At 65.5% G+C, this 26971-nt stretch carries 10 protein-coding genes and 1 tRNA gene; all 11 read left to right on the plus strand.

All coding sequences use genetic code 11. The annotated features are described in order from the left end of the window. Positions 1–152 precede the first annotated feature (152 nt). The 11 genes from pepN (at position 153) to VPH41_RS03470 (ending at position 26968) form a co-directional block, all read left to right on the plus strand. Positions 153–2807, plus strand: a complete 2655-nt coding sequence (pepN, locus tag VPH41_RS03420) for an aminopeptidase N (protein WP_328568969.1) — start codon at positions 153–155, stop codon at positions 2805–2807. Between the two features lie 67 nt (positions 2808–2874). Then, positions 2875–3876: a class 1 fructose-bisphosphatase gene (locus VPH41_RS03425; RefSeq protein WP_077408194.1), complete on the plus strand. Its 1002-nt coding sequence runs from the start codon at positions 2875–2877 to the stop codon at positions 3874–3876. Between the two features lie 116 nt (positions 3877–3992). Continuing rightward, positions 3993–4068 (plus strand) — tRNA-Thr (locus VPH41_RS03430). Positions 4069–4549: 481 nt separating this feature from the next. Then, positions 4550–4906, plus strand: a complete 357-nt coding sequence (locus VPH41_RS03435; protein WP_328568970.1) for a hypothetical protein — start codon at positions 4550–4552, stop codon at positions 4904–4906. Between the two features lie 245 nt (positions 4907–5151). Then, positions 5152–7563 carry a catalase gene (locus VPH41_RS03440; RefSeq protein ID WP_328568971.1) on the plus strand — a complete coding sequence of 804 codons (2412 nt, stop codon included), beginning with the start codon at positions 5152–5154 and terminating at the stop codon, positions 7561–7563. A gap of 234 nt (positions 7564–7797) precedes the next feature. Continuing rightward, a complete protein-coding gene (locus tag VPH41_RS03445; protein WP_287774861.1) occupies positions 7798–9492 on the plus strand; it encodes an MFS transporter in 1695 nt (564 codons plus the stop codon). Further along, positions 9479–10690, plus strand: coding sequence for an HlyD family secretion protein (locus tag VPH41_RS03450; RefSeq protein ID WP_328568972.1), 1212 nt, complete (start codon positions 9479–9481; stop codon positions 10688–10690). The genes VPH41_RS03445 and VPH41_RS03450 overlap by 14 nt, the downstream gene beginning before the upstream one ends. Next, positions 10687–12084, plus strand: a complete 1398-nt coding sequence (locus VPH41_RS03455; protein ID WP_328568973.1) for an efflux transporter outer membrane subunit — start codon at positions 10687–10689, stop codon at positions 12082–12084. Before VPH41_RS03450 ends, VPH41_RS03455 begins: the two co-directional genes overlap by 4 nt. 907 nt (positions 12085–12991) lie before the next feature. Further along, positions 12992–21601, plus strand: coding sequence for an SdrD B-like domain-containing protein (locus tag VPH41_RS03460; protein WP_328568974.1), 8610 nt, complete (start codon positions 12992–12994; stop codon positions 21599–21601). Positions 21602–21615: 14 nt separating this feature from the next. Beyond that, on the plus strand, positions 21616–26061 hold the full coding sequence (locus VPH41_RS03465; protein ID WP_328568975.1) for an OmpA family protein: 4446 nt from the start codon (positions 21616–21618) through the stop codon (positions 26059–26061). 166 nt (positions 26062–26227) lie between these two features. Next, positions 26228–26968 (plus strand): tetratricopeptide repeat protein, encoded by a 741-nt coding sequence (locus VPH41_RS03470; protein ID WP_328568976.1) that lies wholly within the window; start codon positions 26228–26230, stop codon positions 26966–26968. Positions 26969–26971: the final 3 nt, after the last annotated feature.

The raw sequence follows: 26971 nt of genomic DNA on the forward strand, positions 1-26971 counted from the left end.
CATACATTATTACAGAATGTTACCTGGCGTGTCGGCGTGTAAGGGAATCCAACATTCCTGGCGCGAATCGGCGCAAATGGCGGGCGAATCGGTCCTTTCCCTGCCTGGTGTTGGTAAAATAGGCTTTTGCCTCCGCTCCCACCCAAATCCCTATGCGCACAGACAGCCCTCAGACGATTTACCGCAAAGATTACACGCCGCCCAGCTTCCTGGTCGACAGCGTCGAACTTGGTTTCGATCTCGATCCCGCCCGCACAGTGGTGGCGAGCCGGATGCGCATGCGCCACAACCCGGCCAGCACCAGCCGCAACATTGAATTGCATGGCGAACACATTGAACTGGTGCAAGTACGCCTGAATGGCAAGCTGCTCAAGCCGTCGCAGTACACGCTGACGGCCGGCATGCTGACCATTCCGAAGGCGCCGGACGACGTGCTGCTCGATATCGAGACCGTGCTGGCGCCGCAGGACAATACCTCGCTGTCCGGCCTGTACGTGTCGAATCATAACTTCTTCACGCAGTGCGAAGCGGAGGGTTTCCGCCGCATCACCTTCTTCCCGGACCGCCCGGACGTGATGGCCAAGTACACGGTCATGCTGCGCGCCGACAAGCAGCAATATCCGGTGCTGCTATCGAACGGCAACCTGATCGAAGAGGGCGACCTGGGCGACGGACGCCATTACGCCAAGTGGGAAGACCCGTTCAAGAAGCCGTCGTACCTGTTTGCTCTGGTGGCGGCGCGCCTGGTGTGCCAGGAAGAGCGCTACACGCTCAAGTCCGGCCGCGAAGTGCTGCTGCAGGTATGGGTGGAAGACGGCAACCTCGATAAGACCGACTACGCCATGCAGTCGCTGAAAAACTCGATCCGCTGGGACGAGGAGCGCTTTGGCCTGGAGCTGGACCTGGACCGCTTCATGATCGTCGCCGTGGGCGACTTCAACATGGGCGCCATGGAAAACAAGGGCTTGAACATCTTTAACACCAAGTACGTGCTGGCCAATCCGCGCGTGGCGACCGACGTCGATTACGCGGGCATCGAGGCGGTGGTGGGCCATGAATACTTCCATAACTGGACCGGCAACCGCGTGACGTGCCGCGACTGGTTCCAGCTGTCGCTGAAGGAAGGCTTGACGGTCTTCCGCGACCAGGAATTCTCGGCCGACATGATCGGCACGGACACGGGCCGCGCCGTCACGCGCATCGACCAGGTGCGCACCTTGCGCCAGGCGCAGTTCCCGGAAGACGCGGGTCCGATGGCGCATCCCGTGCGTCCCGATTCCTTTGTCGAGATCAATAACTTTTATACGGTCACGATCTACGAAAAGGGCGCCGAAGTGGTGCGCATGTACCAGACCCTCGTGGGCCGCGACGGCTTCCGCAAGGGCATGGACCTGTACTTCGAACGCCACGATGGCCAGGCCGTGCAGTGCGACGACTTCCGCGCCGCCATGGCCGATGCGAATGGCCGCGATTTCTCGCAATTCGAGCGCTGGTACAGCCAGGCCGGCACGCCGGTGGTGAAAGCGTCCACGCGCTACGATGCGGCCAGCCAGACGTTCGAGCTGACCCTGGCGCAAAGCTGCCCCGCCACGCCGGGCCAGCCGAAGAAACTGCCTTTCCACATTCCCGTCACCGTCGGCCTGCTGGCAGCCGATGGCCGCGACATGCCGCTGCACGTCGATGGCGTCGTGTCGAACGGCGCCACCAGCGTCGTGCTGGAACTGACGCAAGCGGCGCAGACCTTCCGCTTCACGCACGTGACGCAAATGCCCGTGCCGTCGCTGCTGCGCGATTTTTCCGCGCCCGTGGTGCTGGAATACGACTACAGCGACGATCAGCTGCTGCACCTGTTCCGCCATGACAGCGATCCCGTCAACCGCTGGGAAGCGGGCCAGCGCCTGGCCATGGAGCGCCTGCTGAAACTCACCGCTGCCGTCGCCGCCGGCGAGACCCTGGCGCTGGACGATACCTTCATCGCCGCGCAGCGCGCCCTGCTGGCCGATGACACGCTCGATGCCGCCTTCCGTGAACTGGCCCTGATCCTGCCGTCGGAAACCATCATCGCCGAGCGCATGGCGCAAGTCGATCCGCAGGCGATCCATGCGGCGCGCCAGTTCATGCGCCGCACGATCGCGGCAGCCCTGAAGCCTGAATTGCTGGTGCAGTACCGCGCCAACCAGACGCCGGGCGAGTACAGCCCCGACGCCCGGTCGGCCGGCAAGCGGGCGCTGAAGAACCTGGCCCTGTCCTATCTGCTGATCGCGCCGGGCGAGCAGGAACTGGCCCTGGCGCAGCAGCAGTTCGACAGCGCCGGCAACATGACGGACCGCGCGGCCGCCCTGGGCGCCCTGATCCATTCGGGTTCCGCCGCGCACGCGCAGGCCGCGCTGGCCAGTTTCTATGCCGACTTCGAGAACGAGGCGCTGGTGGTCGACAAGTGGTTTGCCATGCAGGCGGCCGCCCCCGCGACCGATGTGCAGGCCGTGCGCCAGCTCATGACGCATCCCGCCTTCACCCTGAAAAACCCGAACCGCGCGCGCAGCCTGATCTTCAATTTCACGAATGGCAATCCGTCGCAGTTCCATGCGGCTGACGGCAGCGGCTACGCCTTCTGGGCCGAGCAGGTCATCGCGCTCGACGCCCTGAACCCGCAAGTGGCGGCGCGTCTGGCGCGCTCCATGGACCGCTGGCGCCGTTACGTGCCCGCGCTGCAAAGTCACATGCGCGACGCGCTGGAAAAGGTCGCCGGCCAGGCCAGCTTGTCGAATGACGTGATGGAAGTGGTCAGCAAGGCGTTGGCCAACTAGGCGCAGATTATTTACACCCCCAGGCAGAGACTGGGGTAATGGTTAGTCATTACAACAAAAGGGAATCATGAAACGCATCAGTCTTACGCAATACCTGGTTGAAGAGCAGCGCTCGAACAACAGCATTCCGGCCGAACTGCGCCTGCTGATCGAAGTCGTCGCGCGCGCTTGCAAGACCATCAGCCACGCCGTCAGCAAGGGCGCGCTGGGCGAGGTGCTGGGCACGGCGGACACGGAAAACGTGCAGGGCGAAGTACAGAAAAAGCTCGACATCATCTCCAACGAGATCCTGCTGGAAGCGAATGAATGGGGCGGCCACCTGGCGGCCATGGCGTCGGAAGAGATGGAATCGATCCACCCGATCCCGAACCGCTATCCGAAGGGCGAATACATGCTGCTGTTCGACCCACTGGATGGCTCGTCGAACATCGACGTCAACGTCTCGATCGGCACCATCTTCTCCGTGCTGAAGGCGCCGGAAGGCATGGGCGAGCCGACGGAGCAGGACTTCATGCAGGCAGGCAGCAAGCAAGTGGCGGCCGGCTACGCCGTGTACGGCCCGCAAACCATGCTGGTGCTGACCTTCGGCAATGGCGTGAACTGCTTCACCCTGGACCGCGAGATGGGTTCGTGGGTCCTCACGCAAAGCAATATGCAGATTCCGCCGACAACCAAGGAATTTGCCATCAATATGTCGAACGCGCGTCACTGGCATCCGCCCGTCAAGCGTTATGTCGACGAACTGCTGGCCGGCGACACGGGCCCGCGCGGCACCAATTTCAACATGCGCTGGATCGCCTCGATGGTGGCCGACGTGCACCGCATCCTGAACCGCGGCGGCATCTTCATGTACCCGGCGGACCTGCGCGACACGTCGATGCCGGGCAAGCTGCGCCTGATGTACGAAGCGAACCCGATGGCCTTCATCGTCGAACAGGCCGGCGGCGCGGCCACCGATGGCCAGCAGCGCATCATGGACATCGCCCCGCACAAGCTGCACCAGCGCGTGCCCGTGTTCCTGGGATCGAAAGACGAAGTGGCCCGCGTGACGGCCTACCACGCGGAGTAAAAACCGCACTTTTTCCACGATTTTCAGCGGTCCGCAGCCGGGCCGCTAAAAAAAATGAAAAAAGATCGCGTTGACACTAGCAAATTTTGTGCATTGTTTGTAGAATGTGGGTCTTCGCCGTTGTAGCTCAGTTGGTAGAGCAGCACATTCGTAATGTGAAGGTCGCCAGTTCGATTCCGGCCAACGGCACCAAGTATTCGCAGTAGAAAAAAACCCACCGCTCAAACGGTGGGTTTTTTTTCGCCTGATGGTTTTGCCCGCCGCCGCCAATATGTTTTCGCCGGGACGGTTGAGCGTCCACATCAGCGCCGCGTGAGGCCGGGCAGTTCCTGCAATTGCAATAATTGCAGGAGGCGGCACACTCGCTGAAATAGTCCGGCGGCAACTGGCCCGCCTGGCGCGCCATGGCGCTTCGCGCCCCATCCACCCCGCCAGGCCGGCGGGGACGTTATTTCCAACAGGCATTTAAGTCTGGCCTTCAAGGTGTGGCAGCGCACGGTGGCGCGGGGCGGGCGCGGTTAAGGTGGTGCTAACAGCTTGCTGCTGATCCAGAGTTTGATATGGCTCAGCCCGGCAGCGTTTAGCCGCTTCTTTTTCCCGGAAGCGAGGAGAATCATGATTCGATCACGGCATCGAGCATGGTTGAAATTATTCACTGTTAAAGGAAACCATCATGAACGCGATTGAAAAAGCCAGCTCCGATCTGAACGGCACGGTCCAGGATACCCGCCAGGATTTGCACCGCACCATCGACAAGGTGGCTAGCCAGGCTCAGCCCCTGGCCGACAAGGTGGCCACGCGCGCCCATGACGGCGTGGACGTGGTGGGCGACCGCATCGACCAGGTCAGCGATACCGTCAGCAAGGCTTCCGAACGCCTGATGGCGCGCGGCAAGCAATTGGGCGCCGCCTGCCAGCGCGCCGGCGAGACGGGCCGCGGCTACGTGCGCGAGCGCCCGGCCGTATCGCTGCTGGTGGCCGTTGCTGCCGGTTATGGCCTGTCGAAATTGCTGGGTTCGCGTAAATCGTAACTAGCCGTCGTTTTACGCATTCCTGTCGAGTATTTGTCGTGGGCGCCTGCCCGTTTCGCCATCTTGGCGAACGAAGCCGGCGCCCACGCGCACGAGGTAGTCGTAGCAAGCGGTAAGGGGGAAGACTTACGCGTTGTCGCACCTGACGGGCGTATCTGTTCCCATCATTATTTCATTGCCCTGTTCGTGCGCTGAATGAGGGAGCTATAGCGTTCTCCCGGGGCAAACTACTCACAGGAGACGTCATGGCTAGCAACAAGAAAACGCCGTCCACGGACGGTGCGGGTTCCGTATTGAGCAGCATGTCCGGCCCATCCGAAACGGATCCGCCGCAAAGCCTGGGCAGCGACCACGCCGCAGCCCAGGCGCTGCTGAAAAAAGCCGCAGCAGGCCAGGCGCTGTCGGCCGGCATGCCCGATAATCCCAATCTCGCCAGCCAGTACGGCGAGGCGGCGCGCGCGCCGGCCGAAGGCGTGCACGTGGCGTCGCACGAAGCGCTGGCCACGGCCAGCACGACGGGCGAAACCTTGGCTTCGCCGAAGGTGGGCGACGGCCAGCCGGCCCTGGGCGAGAATGCGCGCAACGCGACGCTCGACGGCGCCCGCACCGACGACAGCGGCTGCGTGCTGACGACGAACCAGGGCGTGCCCGTGGGCGACAACCAGAATTCGCTGAAGGCGGGCTTGCGCGGCCCCACCCTGATGGAAGACTTTATTTTGCGTGAAAAGCTCACGCATTTCGACCATGAGCGCATTCCCGAGCGTGTCGTGCATGCGCGCGGTTCGGCCGCGCACGGCTATTTCGAATGCTACAAGGAGCAAAGCAGGCACACGCGCGCCGCGCCGTTCGCCAAGGCGGGCAAGCGCACGCCCGTCTTCGTGCGCTTTTCCACGGTGGCCGGCGAACGGGGTTCGACCGACACGGCGCGCGACGTGCGCGGCTTCGCCGTCAAGTTTTATACGGATGAAGGCAACTGGGATTTGGTCGGCAATAACATTCCCGTCTTCTTCATCCAGGACGCGATGAAGTTCCCCGACCTGATCCACGCCGTCAAGCCCGAGCCGAACAACGGCATCCCGCAGGCGGCCAGCGCGCATGACACCTTCTGGGACTTTGCCTCGCTGTCGCCGGAAATCACGCACATGCTGATGTGGGTGATGTCGGACCGCGCCATCCCGCGCAGCTTTCGCATGATGCAGGGCTTTGGCGTGCACACCTTCCGCCTCGTGAACGCCAAGGGCCAGTCCGTCTTCTGCAAATTCCACTGGTCGCCCATGGCCGGCACGCATTCGCTCGTGTGGGATGAAGCCGTCAAGCTCAGCGGCGCCGATTCCGATTTCCACCGGCGCGACCTGTGGGAAGCCATCGAGTGCGGCGAATACCCCGAATACGAACTGGCCTTCCAGGTCTTCACGGAAGCGCAGGCGGAGGCCTTCCCCTTCGACGTGCTCGATCCCACCAAGCTGATACCCGAGGAACTCGTACCGTTGATCCCCGTCGGGAAAATGGTCTTGAACCGCAATCCGGACAATTTTTTCGCCGAGACGGAGCAGGTGGCCTTCTGTACGGCGCACATCGTGCCCGGCATCGATTTCAGCAACGATCCGCTGCTGCAGGGCCGCATCCACTCGTATGTGGACACGCAGATCACGCGCCTGGGCGGCGCCAATTTCCATGAAATCCCCATCAATTCCCCGCTGGCGCCGCTGCACAACAACCAGCGCGACGGCATCCACCGCCAGGCCATCAACCGGGGGCGGGTCGCGTACGAACCCAATTCGCTGGCGGGCGGCTGCCCGTTCCAGGCGGGGGCCAAAGGTTTCAACAGCTTTCCCGCCTCCGTCGAGGGCGACAAGGTGCGCGGCAAGCCCGAGAAATTTGCCGAGCACTATGCGCAGGGGCGGCTGTTCTGGATCAGCCAGACGCCGGTCGAGCAAGACCATATCGTGCATGCGTTCCGCTTCGAGCTGAGCAAGGTGCAGACGGTGGCCATCCGCCAGCGCGTCGTCGCCATGCTGCGCAATGTCGATGAAACCCTGGCGCAGCGCCTGGCCGACGGCCTGGGCCTGGCCTTGCCGCCGGCCATGCCGCTCGTCTCCATGCTGCCCATGCCCACGTATCCGCCGTCGCCGGAACTGTCGCTCTTTTTCCGGCCCGGCAAGACGGGCATCCATACCCTGCGCGTGGCCATCCTCGTGGGGCCGGGCAGCGATGGCGCGCAGGCGCGCAGCATCTATGCGTCCCTGCTGGCCGACGGCGCCGTGCCGCGCCTGGTGGGCAGCCACCTGGGCAAGGTCGATACAAGCGGCGGCGCGCCGCTGGCCGTGGAAGTGTCGCTGGAAACGGGGCCGTCCGTGCTGTTCGATGCCGTCGTAATTCCCGATGGCCAGGGCGCCGTGCAGCAGCTGGGCAGCGACGCCAACGCGCTCGACTTCCTGCGCCTGCAATACCGCCACTGCAAGCCGATGCTGGCCGTTGGCGCCGGCAAGGGCTTGCTGGACAAGGCCGGCATACCGGCGACCCTGCCGGACGGCAAACCCGATCCCGCCATCTTCATCGTGGCCTCCGGCGAGGTGGTGAAAGCCGTGGCCGCCTTTAAGAAGGCGCTGGCGGCGCACCGGGCGTTCGCGCGCGAGACGGACCCGCCGCGCGTGTGATCGGCGGCTACGGCGCAGGCGAGGGAATGGGGGCGGATCCGCCGGGTCCGGCCTCGCCGGTCCGGCCGCCTATCCTGTTTGCCCTGTCTGCGCAACGCCGTCCAACAATGTAAACAATAAAAACGTCCTGCGGTGATATGCTGCTGACTAGAACTGTTCATTTGCAACTGTTTGCTTAATAGCAGTAGAGCTGCAGCAAAGAACGGTTTCAGCAAACTAGATCGCGATTGCCGCATGGACAAGTACACACCACGGACCTGGGGGCCGGGCGAACGCCCGAACCTGCCTGGGTCGCCATCGACGCCCGAACATTCGACGCCCAAGCGCGTCGCGTATTTCATCGTCGGCCTGATCGTCGCGCTGACGGGCGGGCTGGGTAACGGCCTGGTGACGGCCAATTTGCTGAACCTGCAGGGTTCGCTGGGCGCGTATGCGTATCAGATGCAGTGGCTGCCGGCCGCCTACGTGATGACCATCGTTTCCATGAATCTGCTGCTGGTGAAATTCCGCCAGCAGTTCGGCCTGCGCCTGTTTACCGAATTCTTCCTCGTGCTGTACGCGCTGGTCACCTTCGCCCACCTGTATGCGAATACCCTGCCGTCGGCCATCGCCGTGCGGGCCGCGCATGGCATGGTGGGCGGCGCGCTGGGGGTGCTGGGCCTGTACTACACCTTGCAGGCGTTTCCCGCGCGGCATCGGCTCAAGGGCGTCGTGCTGGGCCTGGGCTTTGCCCAGCTGGCGCTGCCGCTGGCGCGCATCTTCACGTCCGAACTGCTGCAGATCGGCGAATGGCACGGCCTGTATCTGTTCGAGCTGGGACTGACCCTGCTGGCGCTGGGCTGCGTGCTGGCCCTGAAACTGCCGCCCGGCGACCGCGTGCAAACCTTCGAGCCCCTCGATTTCCTCACCTTCATCCTGTTCGCGCCCGGCGTGGCGCTGCTGTGCGCCGTGCTGGCGCAGGGACGCACGGCCTGGTGGATGGAAGCCGAATGGGTGGGCGTGTGCCTGGCGTGTTCCATCGTGCTGATCGCCGCATCGCTGGCCATCGAGCATAACCGCGCGCGCCCGCTGCTCAACACGCGCTGGCTCACCACGGGCAAGATCGCCAAGCTGTTTTTATCCGTGCTGCTGTTTCGCGTCGTGCTGTCCGAATCGACGGGGGCCGTTGGCTTCCTGCAGGCGCTGGGCTTGAACACGGACCAGATGCAGAACCTGTTCATCGTGGTGCTCCTGGGCAGCGTGGCGGGCCTGGTGGTCAGCGCGCTGACCATCAATCCCGCCACCATCCACCGCTCGCTGATGTTCGCGCTGCTGCTGATCGCCCTTGGCGCGCTGATCGACGCGCACGCCACCAGCCAGACGCGCCCCGTCAATATGTACCTGAGCCAGTTCCTGCTGGCCTTTGGCGGCACGTATTTCCTGGGCCCCACCATGGTGGCCGGCATGGGCGCCGTCATCGCCGAGCCGCGCAACCTGGTCAGCTTTTCCGTGATGTTTACCATGACGCAGAACCTGGGCGGCCTGCTCGGTTCGGCCATCGTCGGCACGATCCAGACGGCGCGCGAGAAATACCATTCCAGCTACCTGGTCGAGCACCTGACCATGCTCGATCCGCAAGTGGCCGCACGCGTGCAGTCGGGCGCCGCAAGCTATGGCAGCGTGCTGGGGGACCCGGCGCTGCGCAGCGCCCAGGGCGTGGCGCGGCTGGGCGCCATCGCCACGCGTGAAGCCAATGTGCTGGCCTACAACGACGTTTTTCTGATGATCGCCGGCGTCGCCATCGCCACCTTGCTGTGGATGCTGGTCAGCCAGTCCTGGACCCGCATCACCACCGGCGCGCGGCGCCTGGTCGGCCCCGTGCGCGATGCGCAGACGGCCATGGCCATCGTCCCCATTACCAATTCGGAACCGAGCAATGACAGACAATAAGAATCCACCGCCACCTCCCGCACCCGCTCCTGCTCCGGCACCGGCAGCGCCCGCCGCCGCGCCCGCCGCCTCGTCCACGGCGCAGCCGGACCGGCGCCACCAGTGGCTGTCCGCGCTGGCCTTTGCCGCCGTGGCGCTGGTGGGCGTGCTGATCGTGCTGTACGCGTGGCGCCTGCCGCCCTTCACCAGCCCCATCGTGACGACGGAAAACGCCACCGTGCGGGGGCAGGTGACGATCATCGGCACGCAGCTGTCCGGCTATGTGGTGGAAGTGATGGTGCAGGATTTCATGGATGTGAAGGAAGGCCAGCTGCTGGTGCGCATCGACGATCGCATCTACCAGCAGCGCTACGAGCAGGCGCAGGCCCAGCTGGCGGCGCAGCAGGCGGCGCTGTCGAACTGGGCGCAGCAGAAGGCCAGCGCGCAGGCGGGCATTTCCGTCAGCGAGGCGGCGCTGGCCAATGCGGAAGCGCAGGCGCGCAAGGCCAGCGCCGACTTGAATCGCGTGGAACAGCTGGTGGCCGACGGTTCCCTGTCGCAGCGCGAACACGACCAGTCGCGCGCCGCACAGGCGCAGATGGCCGCCGCGCTGGCGCAGGCGCGGGCCAATCTCGACATTGCCCAGCAAAGCGTGCATAGCGTGGTGGTCAACAAGCAGGCGCTGGAAGCGGCCGTGGCGAATGCGCAGGCAGCCATCAAGGCAGCGAAGATCGACCTCGACAACACGCGCATCGTGGCCCCTTCCGACGGCCAGCTGGGCCAGGTGACGGTGCGCCAGGGCGCGTACGTGAATTCGGGCGCGCAGCTGATGGCGCTGGTGCCGCGCCAGATGTGGGTGATCGCCAACTTCAAGGAAACGCAGATGAACGGCGTGCAGGAAGGGCAGAGCGCCACCTTCCACGTCGATGCGCTCGACGGCGCCGTGCTGACGGGCCAGGTGGAACGCATCTCGCCGGCCACCGGTTCCGAATTTTCCGTGCTGCCGGCCGATAACGCGACGGGCAATTACCTCAAGATCGCCCAGCGCATTCCCGTGCGCATCCGCATCGATCCGGGCCAGGCGAATGCGCGCCGGCTCGTGCCCGGCATGTCGGTGGTGGTCAGCGTCGACACGTCCGCCGTGCTGAACGACTCGGCGGACAATCCCGCGCCACCGCCGGCGCCGCCGAAAAAGGCAGCCGCAAAGGCCAAGCCATGACACGCCGCGCCTTGTTGATGGCGGGTGCGCTGGCGCTGGCCGGCTGCGCCGCCAACGCGCCCTTGCCACCCCCGTCGGCCTTGCAGCTGCCGTCCGGCTGGCGCGCGCACGCGGCCGGCGCGCCTGCGGCAACTGGCGCGCAGGTGGAGCAGCTGTGGTGGCAGGCCTTCGGCGACCCCGTGCTGAGCGACCTGGTGGGCGAAGCGCTGGCGCGCAATGGCGACTTGCGCGTGGCGCGCGCCCGCGTGCAGGAATACCGCGCGCGGCTGGCACAGGCCGATGCGAACCGCGCGCCGAACCTGGCCTTCGACGGCTCGCCCACGCGCACGCGCACCCTGGCCTCCAGCGGCAAGCCGTATGTGACGAATGTCTTCCAGGCCGAACTGCAGGCCAGCTATGAAATCGACGTGTGGGGCCGGCTGGCCAGCCTGAGCGACGCGGCGGGCGAGAGCTACCGCGCCGAACAGGCCAGCCTCGATGCGGCCGCCCTGTCGATCGCCGCCAGCGTGGCCACGGCCTATCTGAATCTGCGGGGCCTGGACGCGCAGCTGGCGCTCACGCAATCGACCCTGCAGCTGCGCGAACAATCGCGCGAGCTGGCGCGCAAGCAGTTCGAGGTGGGCTACAGCTCGCGGCTGGAATGGCTGCAGGCGCAATCGGAATACCATGCGGCAGCCGAGCAGGTGCCGCAGCTGCAGCGGCAGATCTTTGAACAGGAAAACGCGCTGGCCGTCCTCGTCGGCGGCAATCCCGGCCCCATCGCGCGCGGCTTGCCGCTGGCCGACCTGGCGGCGCCTGGCGTGCCAGCCGGCCTGCCGTCGGAATTGCTGCGCCGGCGGCCCGACATCGCGCGCGCGGAACACAACCTGGCGGCCGCCAATGCCAGCCTGGCCGCCACGCGCGACCAGCTGCTGCCCTCGTTCAAGCTGACGGCCGTGGGCGGCGGGCAAGCCACGACGCTGACGGATTTCCTGCATGCGCCGACGGCCCTGTGGCGGCTGACGGCGCTGGCGGCCGGCCCCCTGTTCGACGGCGGGCGCGTACAGGCGCAGACCGATGTGGCCGGTGCGCAGCGCGACCAGCTAGCGTACACGTATGAAAACGTGGTGCGCAACGCCTTCGCGGAAACGGAGAACAGCCTGGGCGCCATTTACCGGCTCAAGCAGCAAGCCGTGGAAAACGACGCGCGCCGCGCTACGGCGGAAGATACCCTGCGCATCGCGCATAACCGCTACCGCAATGGCTACGCCTCCTACCTGGAAGAGCTGGACGCCCAGCGCACCCTGTACAGCGCCGACGTGGGCTTGCTGCAGCTGAAGACGCGCATCCTCGTCGCCTCGGTCGACCTGTACCGGGCCATGGGCGGCGGCTGGTCGGCGGGAGCCCGTCCTTAGCGCAGCTGCCGGCAGCGGATGTCTGCATCGGTCGGGACTAGCGCCCGGTCCCCGTCGCGGCAGACAGCCTGCCGGTTGCCGCCGCATCCGCGGTGTTGGCCAGGATGCCGGCGGGGCAGTCTCCCCCGTGCCGCCTTTTTTGACACATCCCCGTTTTTCCCCTGTCCGCGGCGGCGCGCTGCCGATCTTCTTCGTTGTACTTTTACAACTTCCTTTTCACGTTGCCGCGCATAAAAAATTTCCGCATGGAATTTTTTTACGATTTCTGCCGTGCAGCGCCTGTGATACCAATAAACATTGTCATTTCAATTATTTTTAGTATCACATGGCTAACACTTTCTTTTCTGATATGTACTGTAGCGTACATAGTGGCATATAGGCCGAAATTGGCGTCTTTCCCCTCTTTTTTCTCCATCCTCCGGGCGGAAAGCCAAAAAACCTGGCTTAGTACCAATTTAAAAAAATAACAAAATAGACACATGAATTGACATTAAAGCAAGTGTCTTTGAAGGTTTTTTGTATTTCCTTGATAATTTCAATTAATTAATTATTTAATATTTTTATTGCTTGTAATGCATTAAAAAATGCACCAGAATGTCGCAAATTCTCAATGTTGTCATAAATTACACATTGAATATTTGTTGACTTTCGTGCCGCCTTGCCATGTCCGCAGGGTGAAAAAACAGGCCGTTCGCTGTTTTTTCTGGGCCGGAAGTGCCGTTGCAGCACACCGCACAACCCCCTGACGACTGCCATGCCTATGTCCTCCTTTTTGCGCACTATTTTCTCCTGTCTGATCTCCTGCAAGCGGGGAGGGCCGCGCGGTCTCCTGCAGCGCCTGCTATGGCTGATCGCCTGTTGCTGCACCCTTGGCGCGGCGGGATCGGCGTCGGCGGCGACAATCGACTTGTCCGTTTCCGCCTATCTGCAAGCGCCGGACCCCGTGCCGCGCGGCGGCAAGGCCAGCTTTTCGGTGGTGGTGACGAACAATGAGGACCTGGTCGATGCGACGGGCACTGTGCGCCTGGCGGTGGAACTGCCGGCCAATGTGAATTTTGCATCGAGCACGGCGCCGGCTGGCTGCGCCTTCAATCTGGCCGCCAGTCCGCAATTGCTCACTTGCACGCGCAACGGACTGGTCAAGACCGCGAACTGGACGGTCAATTTCAGCGGCACGGGCTCGGCGGCGTCTGCCGTGGTGACCAAGGCCAGCGTGTCCTTTGTCAACGTGGACACGGACGGCAACAGCTTCAACAACGATTCGATCAAGACGGTCACCGTCATCAAGGGCGCGGACCTGAGCGTCGCCGCCAGCGGCACGACGGGCTTGAGCGGCTGCCCCGCCGCTTGTACGGCAGCGGCCGGCGCAACGGTGGGCTACCGGGTGGACGTGGCAAATGCCGGTCCGGACAGCGCATCGCAATTCAGGGTCACATATAACCTGCCGGCCAGCGCAGATTTTACCTACGCGTCGGCGTCAGGCACGGGCTGGGCATGCACCCGTTCGGGCACCGTGCTGACCTGTACCTACAGCGGCGCAGCCATCGGCGTCGGGCAGCAAGCTCCCCCCATCACGATCGGCGGGCGCATCGTCAAGAGCATCGCCGGCACCATCACCAACGGCGCGTCGGTGGCATCGAGCGACTTGCAGACGGGCGATCCGGAAGACGGCAACAACGGACCGAGCCAGGTCATCGTCACGGTCAAGCCGGGCACCGACCTCGATGCCCGGCAAACCCTCGTGTCGAACGCCAGCGGCCTGAGCTCGTTGACGCAGGGCGAGGCGGTCAGCCTGAACCTGTGGGCCGTCAATAGCGGCACGCAGGACGCCAGCGGCGTCACCGTGAAGACGACGGTGTCCGGCGATTTCACCATCGGCACCTTGCCGGCCGGCTGCGCCAGGGCTGGCCAGACGATCACCTGCAATGTCGGCGCGCTGGCGCTGGGCGCCACCTCTTCCAAGTTCCTGATTCCACTGACCGTCGCCACGGGCGCGACGGGCGGCGCCAACGTGGTGGACGTGGCACGCAGCGCTCCGCTCGACGGCTTGAACAATCCCGCCTCGGCCACCTACACCATCGTCGCGCCATTCGCCCACCTGACCCTGACCAAGAGCAAGTCGCCAGGACTGGTCGCGGCCAATGGCCTGATCACCAATACCATCACGGTCACCAATGCGAGCACCTCCACCAGTGCCGCCAGCGGCACCGTGACCGTGACCGATACCTTGTCGCCGCAAGAAAGCTATGTGGGCGCCAGCGGCGCCGGCTGGACGTGCAGCGCGGCGGGCCAGCTGGTGACCTGTACCTACACGATCTCCGGCAGCCTGGCGCGCGGCGCGAAACTGCCTGCCCTGGTGCTGACCACGCGCGCGCAAGCGGGTTTTTCCGGCACCTTGAGCAATACCGCCTGTACCGGCATGGCCGCCGGGTCGGCGCACCAGCCGCCGGACAATGCGAGCACGGGCAATTGCGCCACCGCCAGCGTCACGTCGACGCCGTTGAACGTCGACCTAGCCATCGTCAAGACGGCGTCCCTGGCCAGCTTGCCGGCCGCCTCGAATACCTTCAGTTATACCCTGGTGGTCAGCAATGCGGGTCCGGACAGCGCGCCGACCGTCAAGGTGGTCGACGCCTTGCCGCACTGGTACAACGGCAGCGGCGGCACCACGGGCGGCAGTGTCGTGCTGGCCGGCAGCGGCGCCGGCGAAAGCTGCAGCTTTGCATCGACCATCACGTGCACGCTGCTAAACCTGGGCAATGGCGCATCGCGCAGCATCACCATCACGCTCAACCGTCCGTTGAAGGACGGCGCCTTGCTCAATACCGCCACGGTATCGAGCCCCGATGCCATCGACACCGATGCGGCCAACAACAGCTCCGGCGCCACCGTCACGGTGATGCCGCTGGCCGACGTCGGCGTCACGGCGATGTCCGGTGCGCCGAACCCCGTGCGCGTCGGCGTGCCGCTGGTGTTCACCACCTCGATCCGCAACAATGGTCCCAGCAGCGCGGCCAACGTGGTGCTGCGCCAGGTCATCGATCCGGCCCGCATGGCGTATGTGGCCGGCTCGGCCAGCATCGCGGGCAGCGCCGCGCAATGCACGCTGGTGCCCGCCTTCAGCGGTGCGCCCTATGCGGGACAATCCGGCATCGAATGCCGGACCTTTGGACTCGCCGATGGCGAGACGCGCCAGCTGATCTTCTCGGTCATTCCCGTGTTCCCGTATCCCGATGCGCTCGACGCGACCTATGCCAGCAGCGCCACCATCAGCACGATGACCGACGACAGCAATGCGGCCAACAACAGCAACAGCACCACCGTCACCGTGATCAGCAAGGAGCTGGACCTGAGCGTGTCGGCCGTCGATACGGGCTATGAACAGAGCCCGTTCGGCGATGCGCTCGTGTATCGGGTCACCGTGCAAAACAACGGGCCATCGCTGGCCACGGGCCTGAAGCTGGTCGTCACGCCCGTACCGCCGCCGCAGAATGGTGCGGCCGCGCCGTATACCATGCTGTGGAATGCCGCGGGCAGCACCTTGCCGGCCGGCGCCGCGTGCAGCCAGCCGGGCGGCGCGGGCACGAACCTCGTGTGCTACCTGGCCAGCTTGCCCGGCGACAGCACGCTGTCCAGTGGCGCCAGCCGCGTGTTCGGCCTGAAATTCGATACGGGTCCCGTCAGCAATGCACCGCTGGGATCGATCACCTACAAGATCAACGCCAGCGTCGAATCGCTGGAAACGGGCGCGGCGCCGTTTGCCGGCGACAAGCTGGCGACGAACAACGTGGTGGAAGAAACCACCACCGTGCTGCCGAAGACCGATCTGATGCTGGTGTCGAAAACCGTCTCGCCCGCATCGCCGTTCAGCATCAACCAGCCCTTCAGCTACACCCTGGTGGTGGGCAATCTGGGGCCCGCCCTGGCGGCCAGCACGGTCGTCACCGATGTGCTGCCGGCCGGTTTCGTGCTGACGGGCCCACCGACGGCGCGTCTCGGCTCGGGCGCTGCGCTGGCCTTGAACAACTGCGTCAGCAGCGGTTCGCCGGTCACCGTGACGTGCACGCTGGGCGTGCTGCCGATTGCCTCGGGCGCCGCCGATACGGCCAACCTGGTCACCATCACCATCCCCGTGAAGGCGCCATACCCGGCCTATGCGGGACCGTTCGCCAGCAACATCACGAATACCGCCAGCATCGTGCCGACGCCGGGGACCTCGCGCGATCCGAACGCCGGCAACAACAGTGCCAGCGTCGACGTGCAGATCGTCAAGTCGAGCATCGCCGGCTCCGTGTATAACGATGCGAACCGCAGCAACGGCATGGATGCCGGTGAAAAAATCACCAGCAGCGTGACGTTCTCGCTGTACGGCCAGGATTTCTGGGGCAACGATATCGGCACGGCGGGCGCGCCGCTGACCCTCAGCACCAGCAGCGGCGACTTCCTGTTCGACCGCCTGCCGCGCTCCGCGGCCGGCGGCTACACCCTCGTCGAGACACAGCCGGCCAGCTACGCCGACCTGTTTGAAGTCGCGGGCACGGCCGGTGGCACGCCGCCGCCGGCCAGCTGCGACAACGGCGCCAACTGCTCCGCCAGCGCGGCGCACAACACCATCGGCCAGATCGTGCTGGCGCCGAATACGGCGGCGACGGGCTACCTGTTCCAGGAATACGCGCATGCGGCCATCAGCGGCTACGTGTACGCCGACAGGAACAACAACGGCTTGCGCGAGGCGGGCGAAAATGGCATCGCTGGCGTGCAGGTGAAGCTCTCCGGCCTGACCTTCTGGGGCGCCGACGTGTGCGTGGCGATGGGCAGCGCATGCACGGCCACCACTGACGCCAATGGCAAATACAGCTTCACCAATGTTCCGCCTAGCCGTCTGGGAGAATCCTACACGGTGACGGAACTGGTCCAGCCTGCCGGCCATGCGGATGGCAAGGAGCAGAACGGCGCCGGCAATGTCGTGGCGAACAGCGCGGGACGCGCGGCGCCGGAAGGCATCGTCATCGGCAGCATCGAACCGGGCCAGAGCTACACCGAGCGCAATTTCGGCGAACTGGCGCTGGCGTCGATTGCCGGCAGCGTCTACATGGACAGCAACCGCGATGCGGTGCGCCAGGGTGGCGAAAGCACGGGCGTGGCCGGCGTCACGCTGACCTTGAGCGGCAACGACCATCTCGGTCGTCCCGTCTGTCCGGGCAATGGCGTACCGAGCTGCACCTTCCAGACGGGCGCCGATGGCAGCTACCTGATTGCGGGCCTGGCGCCGAGCGATGCTGCCGGTTATGCCGTGACGGTCACGCCGCCGGCCAGCCTGTATCACACGGGTGCGCAGGCTGGCAGCCTCGGTGGCCTGATCGGCGGCGCCGTGCGCGTGCCTGGCACGGGCGTGCCCGGTGCGGCAATCCGCACTGCCGGCGCCATCGTGCTGCTGCCCGGCGCCACGGCGACGGGCTACCATTTCGGCCAGGCGCCAGGCGCGTCGGGCGGCGTGGCGCAGTCGCTGTCCGGCTACGTGTATGTCGATGCGAACCGCAACGGCCGCAAGGATGGGGGCGAGATGGGCATCGCGGGCGTGACGCTCACCCTGTCGGGCACCACGGCGGACGGCTTCGACGTCTGCAGCGTGATCGTGCCTGCCGTGTGCACGCTGCAAACGGCGGCCGACGGCGGCTACAGCTTCACGGGCCTGCCGCAAAGCGACGGCAACGGCTATGCCGTGGCTGAAACCCAGCCTGCCGCCTACCTCGATGGCGCGGAAAGCGTGGGCACGGTCAATGGCGTCGCGACAGGCCGCATCGGCGGCAGTGCACCCCGTTTCGATCAGTTCAGCGGCATCGTGCTGCCGAACGGCGGCAGCGCGCGTGATTACAATTTTGGCGAACTGACGGGCAGCATTGCCGGCAAGGTGTACCTCGACGTGGATGGCAATGGCGCGGCCGGCAGCGGCGACACGCCGCTGGCGGGCGTGACCTTGACACTGACGGGTGGCGCAGGCGGTGCCGTGACGGTGCTGACCGATGCCAGCGGCGTCTACCGTTTCGACGGCCTGCTCGCCGGTACCTATACCGTGACGCAAACGCAGCCGGTCAATTACGCCGATGCGGCGCAAGCGGCCGGCAATGGCGGCGGCAACACCGGCGTAGCCAACGTGGTCAGCGCCATCACGCTCGCGCCGGGCGCGCAATTGACGGGCTACGATTTCGGCGAGAAGACGGGCGCCATCAGCGGCGCCGTCTACGTCGATGCCAACGACAATGGCGTACGCGACGCGGGTGAAACCACGGGCATCGCCGGCGTTACCGTCAGCCTGTCCGGCATCGCCCGCGACGGCGTCACGTCGGTCAACCGCGCGGCCATCACGGCCGCTGACGGCAGCTACAGCTTCCGGGACCTGCCGCACGCGAATGCGGCCGGCTATACCTTGGTGGAAACGCAGCCGGCCGCCTACCTGGACGGACGCCAGCGCAAGGGCCTGATCGACGGCGCCGCCTCCTGCGCCAATCCGGCCTGCGACATCGGCACGGCCAATACCATCGCGCGCATTCCATTCGATGCGGCGAAGAGCCATACGCTTTTTGACTTCGGCGAACTGCAGGCGGCGAGCATTGCCGGCCGCGTGTACGGCGATGCCAACGACAGCGGCAGCTACGAGAAGGGCGAGGGCCTGCCGGGCGTGAGCCTGACGCTGAGCGGCATCGACAGCCACGGCAAGCCGGTCAATGTCACCGTCGTCACGGACGCCGATGGCAGCTACACGTTCCCTGGCCTGTATCCATCGGGTCCGGCCGGCTACACGGTCACTGAAACGCAGCCGGCCGGCCTGGGCAACTATCCGGGTGCGACGGGGACCTTTGTCGGCAGCATCAACGGCAAGCCGGTCGGTACCGGCGCGGTCGATGTCATCAGTGGCATCGTCCTGCCGCCCCAGGGCAATGGCAGCGGCTATGATTTCCGTGAACAGGTGTCGTCGTTGCGCGGTTTCGTGTATCGCGACCTGAACGACAACGGCGCCATGGACGCGGGCGAAGCGGGCATCGCCGACATCGAAGTCACTGTGCGCGGCGCGAACGGCTTTAGCCGTACGGCGGTGACGGGAAGCGACGGCAGCTACCGCTTCGACGGCCTGCCGGCCGGTACCTACAGCCTGCTGGAAAACCAGCCTGCCGTGTATCTTGACGGCCGCGAAACGGCCGGCAGTGCCGGCGGCAAGGTCAACAACGCCAGCTTCGGCGCGGCCCCGGAACACAACACGATCAGCGACATCGTGCTGCCGGTGGCGACGCAGGCGAGCGGCTACCTGTTTGGCGAACGCCATATGCTGGGCAAGCTCGGTGGCGTGGTGTATGCCGACCTGAATAACGACGGCATCCGCAACGATGGCGAGCAAGGCATTGCCGGCGTGACGGTGGCCCTGAGCGGCACGTCCGTCGATGGCAAGCCCGTCAAGCTGAGCGTGGTGACGGGCGCCGACGGCAGCTATCTGTTCGATACGGTGCCGGTCAGCGACGCCGCCGGCTACACCGTGACGGAAACGCAGCCGGCCGGCTATGTGGACGGCAAGACGTCCGTGCTGCCAGGATCGGTGGGCACGGCCAATGCCAGCAAGCCTGTCGGCGTGGGCAACAAGGACACGATCACGGGCATCCGGCTGGCAGCGGGCGACGACATGCGCGGCTATCTGTTCGGCGAGAAGGGCATTCCGCAATTGAAGCCGCCCATCATCAACGGCTACGTATGGCTGAACCGCGACGGCAGCCGCGTGCGTCCGCTCGACGGCAGCCAGGCTGGCGTGGCCGGCTGGACGGCCGAGCTGCACCAGGAAGGCAAATTGATCTGCCGCGCCATCACGGACGAGAAAGGCTTCTACCAGTTCGACAACCTGCATTGCCCCGGCTACGAGGCGAGCGGCTTGCCGACGGGTTCCGGCTACGCGATCACCTTCCTCAAGGATGGCAACAACATGCCGAATGTGCCCGTGTCGACGGGAGGCGAAGGCGTGGTGCTGCCAGGCGGCAGCCGCATCAGCGACCTGACCTTGCGCGACGGCGACCGTGTCGTCGAGCAGAATCTGCCGCTCGATCCGGCCGGCGTGGTGTACGACTCCGTCACGCGCAAGCCGGTGGCCGGCGCCGTGGTGTCGATCAGCGGCCCTGCCGGTTTCGACAGCGCCACGCACCTGGTCGGTGGCGTTGCCGAGCAGACGCAAACCGTGGGCAGCGACGGCATGTACCAGTTCCTGCTGCAGAACGGCTTCCCCAGCGGCGTGTATACGCTGAGCGTGGTGGCGCCGGCGAACTACCTGCTGGCGCCGTCCGGCAGCCTGCCGGCCTGCAAGGGACCGCTGACGGTGGGCCTGGTGCCGGATCCGGCCTTTATCCAGGCCAGCGATTCGGCGCCGGTATTGTCGACGAAGATGGAACTCGATCCGAACAACTGCACGGGACTGGTCGCCGGAGGCGCCAGGACCACGCAGTACTACCTGAGCTTTGTCATCACGAATGGCGGTTCGGCACCGATCCTGAACAACCATATTCCGCTCGACCCGCTGGGCAGCGACAGCATCATGGTGACGAAGACGACGCCGATGCTGAACGTCACGCGCGGCGACCTGGTGCCGTACACGATCACGGCCAGCAATCCGCAGGCGGCAACCCTGGGCGCGATGGAAGTGCGCGACCTGATACCGGCCGGCTTCAAGTACCGCGTCGGCAGCGCGACCCGCAATGGCGTGCCGGCGGAGCCGCTCGTCGATGGCCGCAGCTTGCGCTGGAAGGAAAGCGGTTTCGCGCCGAAGGAGAAGAAGACCTACAAGCTGATGCTGATGGTGGGCAGCGGCGTTGGCGACGGCGAATACGTCAACCAGGCCTGGGCAGCGACGGGCGATACGCGTATCTCCAACCTGGCCACTGCCACGGTGCGGGTGGTGCCGGATGCCACTTTCGATTGTCCCGACATCATCGGCAAGGTCTTCGATGACCGGAACGCGAACGGCTACCAGGATGAAGGCGAGGCGGGCATTGCCGGCGTGCGCATGGCGACGGCGCGCGGCTTGCTGGTGACGACGGATGCGGAAGGACGCTTCCACGTGGCTTGTCCGGCGATTCCGAATGCGGACCGCGGCTCGAACTTCGTCATGAAGCTCGATGACCGTACGCTGCCGAGCGGCTACCGCGTCACGACGGAAAATCCGCGCGATGTGCGCCTGACCCGAGGCAAGGTGGTCAAGCTGAACTTCGGCGCCACCATCCACCGTGTCGTGCGTCTTGAGCTGAGCGACGCCGCATTCCTTGCGGGCGAAACGTCCTTGCAGCCGGAATGGGCTGCACGCATCGAAGGACTGGTGGCCAGCCTGCGCGCCAAGCCATCGGTGCTGCGCATCGCGTATGCCGCTGGCGGCGATGCCGCGCTGGCGCAGCGCCGCAGCAAGGCGATCGAAAGCGAGATGCAGGCGCGCTGGCAGGCACTGCAAAACGAATATCCCCTCGTCATCGAGATCGAGGGCGCACAATGAAACCGAAAATGACCATGAACGTTAGCAATCAAGGCACCTTCAAAGCGGCGGCCAGGCCGGCCCCCAAGCGGCTCGTGTATTTGCTCGGCGGCATAGGCTTTGTCTGCCTGGGCGCGCATGCGCAAATGGCAGACGAGCACGCGCTGCGGGGAAAAATGTTGGACCGCGGTCAAAGCATGGGGGCGCAGCAGCCCGCGAGCGGGGAACAGGAGTCGCCCGCTTTCAGCGGCCTGGCGCCGTCCGGCCTGAGCCGCGCCGAGCGCCGCGTGATCCTGGAAGCGGTGCCGCCGGCCACGCCGGCGCAGCAGAGCGTGACCTTCGACGACCTGCTGTCGGGCACCAATTTCGAGTCCGGCCGCGATGTGCTGCTGCCGGCCGCCACGGCCCGGCTTGACGCGCTGGCCGCACGTTTGCGCGGCAAGCAGAAGGTGCGCGTGCAGGTGATCGGGCATACGGACAACCAGCGCATCGCCGCCTGGCTGAAGCCGACCTTCCCCTCGAACCAGCATCTGTCGGAGGCGCGCGCATTGGCCGTCACGGCCTATCTGATGCGTGCACTGGACTTGCCGGCGTCGGCTTTTTCCGCCAGCGGCAAGGGCGAGAGCGAAGCAATCGCGTCGAACGCCACGCCGCAAGGCATGGCGCAGAACCGCCGCACGGAAATCCGTGCCTGGTACGAGGAAGCCGCCGAACTGCCTGCCGTGCCAAGCGCGCCCGCCCGGCGCGTCGAGACGGTGGTGCTGGTCGACGACTGCGCCGTCGCCAGCCAGCTGGCCAACCGCGATGCGGCCTTCTCCATCAGCATAGACGGCGTGGTACAGGACACCGATACGCCGCAGCAGGAAGCGGACCGCCAGCGCTGCGTCGACGTGGCGCTCGAGCACTCCGACATCCAGGTCAAGTACGATCCGCTGAATGTGGCGCCGGCCTTGAATGTCTGGCTGGCGGCGCCCTACGCGCAGCGCCAGGCGCCCGTGCGTTTTGGCACGTACACCAACTACGCTTTTTTCCAGCAGCGCGCCGAGATCCGCATCTTCGCCAAGGGGCAGGGCACGCAGGAGCAGCCATTTGCCATCGTGCCTGCGACGATGGGTGTAGCGACGGCCTGGCAGGCGCCGGCCGATGCGCCGGAGCAGATCGGCTACCTGCTGCGCGTGTACGACGCAGGCGGCAAGTTCGACGAGACGCGTTTGCAGCCACTGCGCCTGCTCGATGCGGCGCCGCCCGACGCACCGGGCAAGAAGGCCGGCGGCGATGCCCTGGCCGGCTGGGGCGAGTCGAGCCTGATCCTGCGCAATATCGATGCCGCGGGCGGCAGCGTCACCATCAGCGGCGAGAAGATCAAGCCTGGCCAGCAGGTGACGGCGCTGGGCATGGTCGTGCCCGTCGACGCCGGCGGCAAGTTCGCCATGCGCCAGATCATGCGCCCTGGCCCGCATACGGTGGAAGTGGCCGTGAAGGATGACAGCGGGGCCGGTATGACCTTCCGCCGCAACCTGAACATCGCCGACAGCGACTGGTTCTATGTGGCGCTGGCCGACCTGACCATTGGCCGCGACCGCACGAAAGGGCCGGCCGAACTGGTCACGGGCGACACGCAGCACTACAGGAACGAGACCTGGGCCGACGGCCGCGGCGCGTTTTACCTGAAGGGCAAGATCAAGGGCGACTATCTGCTGACGGCCAGCGCCGACACGCGAGAGCAGCCGCTGCGCGACCTGTTCCACAACTTCCAGAGCAAGGATCCGAACTACCTGCTGCGCCGCATCGATCCGGACAAATACTATCCCGTGTACGGCGACGACAGCACCACCGTCGACGATGCGCCTACCCAGGGGCGCTTTTACGTGCGCCTGGAAAAAGGCGATTCCTCCGTCATGTGGGGGAATTTCCAGACCACCTGGAGCGGCTCGGAACTGGCCCAGTACAGCCGCGGCCTGTATGGCGCCAATCTGCTGTGGAATGGCGCCGCCAGCACCAGCCATGGCGAAAAGGCCAGCACGGTCAACGCCTTTGCCGCTTCGCCGGGCACGCTGCAGTCGCGCGAGGAATTTCGCGGCACGGGCGGTTCGCAATACTATCTGCGCCACCTGGACCTGACGCAGGGGTCGGAACGCCTGTGGGTGGAAGTGCGCGACAAGGATTCGGGCCTGGTGATCGAGCGCATCCAGCTGACGCCCTCGCAGGACTATGAAATCAACTACCTGCAGGGACGCCTGACCTTGCGCTCGCCGCTGTCCTCCGTGGCCGATGGCGGCGCGCTGGTGCAAAGCGCGAGCCTGAGCGGCAACCCCGTGTACCTGGTGGCGACGTACGAATATGTGCCGGGCCTGAGCGCCATTTCCGGCACCTCGGTGGGCGTGCGCGCCAGCCACTGGTTCAACGACCATGTGCGCGTCGGCGCCAGCAATTACCACCAGGGCGAGCAGGGTTCGGACCAGACCCTCAAGGAGCTGGACCTGACCCTGCGCTACAGGCCGGGCACCTGGATCAAGGCCGAGGCAGCCCGTTCCAGCGGCGACGCCAGCAGCGTGCTCAGTTCATCGAGCGGCGGCTTCGATTTCAACCAGACGACGGCGGGCGGCCACCCCGCCAACGCGAAGCGCTTCGACGGCGCGCTGGACCTGGCCGACCTGGGCGGCACGGCGCGCGGCCGCATCGCCGCCTACTGGCAGGACCGCGAAGCCGGTTACGCGGGACCGGGCATGCAGACCCTGAACGGCGAAGCCGTGCGGCAAACGGGCCTGGCGGCAACCGTGCCGCTGGGCGAGCGCACGGAAGTGTCGCTGAAGGCGGATGACCGCACGGCCACCAGCCAGGATGCGCGCGCCGTGGAAGCGGCGCTGCGCCACAAGCTCGATGCCGAGTGGGGCGTGTCGGCTGGCATGCGGCACGACCGCCGCGACAATGCGATCGGCAGGGACAATGCCAGCGCCATCCTGAGCCAGGATGGCGGGCGCAGCGACGCCGTGCTGCGCGTCGACTATCGGCCGCTGCAGCAGGGCCAGCAAGCCCGGGACGGCGCGCTGGAAAGGACGCCGGCATCGAACGCCGTGCCGCAGCCGGGACTGCAGGGCGGCATCACGGGCCAGCTGGTGACGCAGGGCCGAGAGGCGGGCATGGCCGGCGGTCCGCAGTACGGCCCCGACACCGCGCTCGCTTCCGGCGTGGCCTCGGCGCGCGTGGCAGGATTGCTGTACGCGCCGTGGGACATGTACGGCTTCGTGCAGCATACCTTGTCGCGCAGCGGCAACCGCGCCCTGAATGACCGCGCGGGACTGGGCGGCACCTATCAGGTGAGCGAGCGCCTGCGCCTGGGAGCGGAAGCGTCGGGCGGCAGCGGCGGCGCGGGCGGCCAGCTGTTCGGCAACCTGCAGATGGATGAACGCAGCAGCGTTTACCTGAACTACCGCATGGAGACGGAAACGCCGGATGTGAACTACAGCGGCCGCCAGTCTACCTTGACGGCGGGCAGCCGCTATCGCCTGAACGACAGGGCGGGCCTGTTTGCGGAGAGCCGCTGGGGCAATGGCGCGGGACCGCAAAGCCTGACGCACGCGTTCGGCGTGGACCTGGCGCCCACCGAGCGCTGGACTACGGGCATCAAGTTCGAGACGGGCACCCTGTCGAATCCCCTGTCGGGCGACTTGAAGCGCGACGCCATCGGCCTGACGGCGGCGTATGCCTACGAGCGGCTGAAATTTTCCAGCGCGCTGGAGTTCCGCACGGACCGCACCAAGTCGCTGGGGACCGTGGAGGGCAGTTGCGCCACCGTGCCGGCCGACGGCGGCTGCGCCACGGACGCAAACAGCGAACACCGCAAGGTGTGGCTGACGCGCAATGCGCTGAGCTACCAGCTGGACCGCGATTGGCGATTGCTGGGCAAGTTCAACCTGTCGCGCAGCAGTTCCACGCGTGGCGCCTTCTACGATGGCGACTACACGGAAGTGGTGACGGGAGCGGCCTACCGTCCCGTCGACAACGACCGCTGGAATACCCTGTTCAAGTACACGTACTTTTACAACCTGCCATCGCCAGGCCAGGTGGACGGCGTCACGGGCGGGGTGCTCGACTACACGCAGAAAAGCCATATCCTGAATGTCGATACGACCTATGACGTGCGGCCATGGCTGTCCGTGGGCGGCAAATTCGGCGTGCGTACGGGCCAGTTGCGGGCGTCGAAGACGCAAGGCGAGTGGTTTTCCAGCCGCGCGGAATTGCTGGTGCTGCGCGCCGACTTCCACATCGTCAAGGAGTGGGACGCGCTGATCGAGGCGCGCCGGCTGAAGGCGCGCGAGGCGGGCGATGCGCGCGCCGGCGCCCTGATCGGCGTCTACCGGCATGTGGCGAAGCACGCCAAGATCGGCATCGGCTACAACTTCACGACCTTCTCGGACGACTTGACGGATCTGTCGTACCGCAGCAGGGGCTGGTTCCTGAACGCCATCAGCACGTTCTGACGCGCACAGGCGCAGCAGGGAAGCAGGACGGTCTCGCGGCTGTCCTGCTTTTTTTTCGCCGTTCGCGCGTCTCCCCGGCGGGCTTGCCGGGGCGGCCGGTGTAATATTGAGCCAGGGAAAGCTGCGGCATGGTGCCAGCGGCTCCCGTCACGAACGAGGTTGCAACATGACGATTTTTGGCATAGGCATCCACATCCTGATCGCGCTGTTTTTTGCGATTCACGTGGTGCGCAACGGGCAGCAGCTGTACTGGCTGCTCATTTTATTCATGTTCCCGCTGCTGGGCAGCGTGGTGTATTTCTTCGCCATCTACCTGCCCAATTCGCGCCTGCCGCAAGGCGCGCGCAAGGTCGCCTCGGTGGCCGTGCAGGTGCTGGATCCGAACCGCGAATTGCGCGAGGCGAAGGCCGCCTTCGAGTACACGCCGACGGCGCAGAACCAGATGCGTTTGGCCAGCGCGCTGCTCGAAGCGGGCGATGCGCAGGAAGCGGCATCGACGTATGAAGCCTGCCTGCAGGGCGCCTTTTCCTCGGACCTGGAAATCCGCCTGGGCGCGGCACGCGCCTACCTGGAATGCGGGCGCGGCGCCCAGGCCTTGACGCACCTGGAATTCATCCGCCGCAGCGACATCCATTTCCGTCCCGAGCTGGTATCCCTGCTGACGGCACGCGCGCTGGCGCAAAGCGGGCGCCAGCCGGAGGCGAAGGCGGAATTCGACGATGCGCTGACCCGTTACGGCAGTTTCGACTGCCGCGCCGAGTATGCGATCTGGGCCCTGCAGCAGGGCGACAAGGTGCTGGCCGAGCGCCTGTGCGCCGATATCGACGGCGCCATGGCCCGCTGGAGCAGCCATACGCGCTCGATGTATGCGCCGCTGCTGGCGCGCCTGGAGGCGGCGCGCCGGTAGTTG

This window comes from Janthinobacterium sp. P210006 (assembly GCF_036231885.1).
Taxonomy (GTDB): Bacteria; Pseudomonadota; Gammaproteobacteria; order Burkholderiales; family Burkholderiaceae_D; genus Janthinobacterium; species Janthinobacterium violaceinigrum.

Coding starts and splice junctions, on each gene's coding strand:
- pepN (WP_328568969.1), top strand. CDS start 153: ATGCGCACAGACAGCCCTCAGACGATTTACCGCAAAGATTACACGCCG.
- VPH41_RS03425 (WP_077408194.1), top strand. CDS start 2,875: ATGAAACGCATCAGTCTTACGCAATACCTGGTTGAAGAGCAGCGCTCG.
- VPH41_RS03435 (WP_328568970.1), top strand. CDS start 4,550: ATGAACGCGATTGAAAAAGCCAGCTCCGATCTGAACGGCACGGTCCAG.
- VPH41_RS03440 (WP_328568971.1), top strand. CDS start 5,152: ATGGCTAGCAACAAGAAAACGCCGTCCACGGACGGTGCGGGTTCCGTA.
- VPH41_RS03445 (WP_287774861.1), top strand. CDS start 7,798: ATGGACAAGTACACACCACGGACCTGGGGGCCGGGCGAACGCCCGAAC.
- VPH41_RS03450 (WP_328568972.1), top strand. CDS start 9,479: ATGACAGACAATAAGAATCCACCGCCACCTCCCGCACCCGCTCCTGCT.
- VPH41_RS03455 (WP_328568973.1), top strand. CDS start 10,687: ATGACACGCCGCGCCTTGTTGATGGCGGGTGCGCTGGCGCTGGCCGGC.
- VPH41_RS03465 (WP_328568975.1), top strand. CDS start 21,616: ATGAACGTTAGCAATCAAGGCACCTTCAAAGCGGCGGCCAGGCCGGCC.
- VPH41_RS03470 (WP_328568976.1), top strand. CDS start 26,228: ATGACGATTTTTGGCATAGGCATCCACATCCTGATCGCGCTGTTTTTT.